At 44.5% G+C, this 2,305-nt stretch carries 2 protein-coding genes; one reads left to right on the top strand and one right to left on the bottom strand.

What is annotated here, in order from left to right; all coding sequences use genetic code 11:
- Positions 1-416: 416 nt before the first annotated feature.
- Complete coding sequence (locus tag Q8O92_10935; protein MDP2983830.1) at positions 417-1,454, top strand: hemolysin family protein; 1,038 nt, start codon at positions 417-419, stop codon at positions 1,452-1,454.
- A 604-nt stretch (positions 1,455-2,058) separates the two neighbouring features.
- On the opposite strand, the gene Q8O92_10930 is transcribed toward Q8O92_10935, so the two are convergent.
- Positions 2,059-2,305 (bottom strand): hypothetical protein (locus Q8O92_10930; protein ID MDP2983829.1); only part of this gene is annotated, 247 nt, incomplete at its 5' end.

Genomic DNA, 2,305 nt, shown 5'->3' with positions numbered 1-2,305 from the left:
GGGGTAAGATACTGCCTGCCAATATGTTTCCCCCCTTAAAAAGGGGGGATGCCAAAGGACAGGGGGGATCAGTCCTTCAAGAAGGCATGCAATTATCCGATAATACTTTCACATAAAATTATTCTTATAACGATAAGCATTGTAAGGAGTTACAAACATTAGTACAAAAATTCTGGGGGATGGCCAGAAAAGTATTTTCGAGTATGCTCTTTGAAAAAGTGAGTGATCGGATATAGATGACGAAACAAGTTCGGCATGACATATGTCATCCTGTACTCGTTGCCGCTTCGCGGGAACGATAAAACCGTTTCAGAATCTAATACCTCTTACGGTTACAAATATATATGCAGTTGTATAGTGATTATTATAATTAATCACGAAACGGAGATATTTCACATCCAGGGGACCATTATACCATGATGGCTCTGCTCATTTATTTTTTTCTTGCTCTCACTGTCGTTTTCTGCTGCTCTTTCCTGGAATCGGTGATTCTCTCCGTCTCCTATTCGTACGCCGCGCTTCTCATGAAAAAGGGGCGGAAAAGCGGCCGGATTCTTCGAAAAATGAAGAGAACGATCAATCACCCCCTCGCCGCCATTCTCACTTTCAACACTATTGGTGAAATAGCCGGGGCTGCTGCTGTGGGCGCACAGACCTATGAAGTGTTCGGGAGCGGATTGGTGGCCATTTCTTCCGCGGTGATGACCGTGTGTATTCTAGTTATCGGAGAGTTAATACCGAAAACACTCGGCGCAGCGCACTGGAAAAAAGCGGCACCTTTTGCAGCATACGCCACTTTAGGGCTGATGTATCTGGCCTACCCGGTGGTTATTGCATCGGAAGCCATTTCCCGCATTCTTTCCCGGAAACCGTCACATACGCCCATCTCCCGCGAGGAAATCATCGTGCTCGCGGAAAACGCGGTCAGCGAGGGTATCCTCCTCAAAAAAGAGGCGCGGATCATCGAGAACCTTCTCCTTTTGAGCGAAATCCGCACCGTGGACATACTCACCCCCCGCTCGGTCATCTCCGCCCTCCAGAAAGACCAGACCGTTAACGAAGCCATGTCCCTCAAACCGCCTATTCGGTTTACCCGCATTCCGGTATTCAATAAGGGGCTGGATGACGTCATAGGGCTCCTGCATCACGACAAACTTATCGAGGCTTTCTGCTCCGGGAAAGGCGACACCCGTGTCGAGGCACTGATAGGTCCCATCTTTGCCGTTCCGGAATCCAAACCGATCGCCGATCTTCTCGACGAGTTCATCAACCGCCGTGAACACCTCTTTGAAGTGGTTGACGAATACGGCGGCAACGCAGGGATAGTGACCCTCGAAGATGTTCTTGAAACCCTGCTCGGAGTAGAGATTGTGGATGAGTTCGATTCGGTGGACGATATGCGGGCGTTTGCTGTGGAAAAGTGGAGGCAGAGGAGGCTGGAGAGAAATATATGAAGAAAAGCAAAAATGATCCCCCCCGTCCAAAGTCTGTGTGGTTTTTTCATACTCGAGGCGCTCTGAAAAATGGAGTTTGGCAAGCCTATAGATTATTAACTTTTTCTTTTTTTTGTCGTTATATTATTATTTAGTTTCATAATGGCAAGGTATTAGCCCGGATTATTCATAAAGTTACATAAGTATTATCTCAACTTATTATTAAACAAATACTTATGCCTACTTTTAGAAGGCAGCCCCCTAAATCCCCCAAAGGGGGACTTAACATGGTAAATATAATAACATGTAAGTGCAACATAATTAGTAATACTGTTACGCTTTGTCTTTCAATCTTTTAAGTCCCCCTTCGGGGGATTTAGGGGGCTGTAGTATTGAGGCTTACTGAAAGAAAATCCTTTTTTATGAATAATTCGGGTTAGAGATGCAGCGAATCTATTTGGATTTATGTACGCTGAAACGTCCGTTTGATGATCAAACTCAACCAAGAATCTGGCTTGAAACTCAGTCATTGAGTATCATTCTCCAGGCACCGGTATCTGAGCTTATTGAAAAGCGGGCCGAAACAATACAGGGAATACAGAATATGTTATGATTCACGGTACTGTCAAAAATAATATGAAAAGATAGGAGAGACAAGGAGGGTATTAAAGGAAGTGGCAAGAAGCTGTGGAAATGCCGTGAGTATTAACATTTTGAAAACGATAGGGAATTTTTCAACATATTGACACTCAATTGGAAAACGCATTGCGTTTACCACATTACCACAGCTACAACGACGATACAGAATTTTAATAATATTTAGTGAGAAGATATCAGGCTGCGAGTTCAAGTATTTTGAGCCATTTACCCTG

The organism is Candidatus Latescibacter sp. (genome assembly GCA_030692375.1).
Classification (GTDB): Bacteria; Latescibacterota; Latescibacteria; order Latescibacterales; family Latescibacteraceae; genus JAUYCD01.
This window is presented reverse-complemented; position numbering and strand designations above follow the sequence as displayed.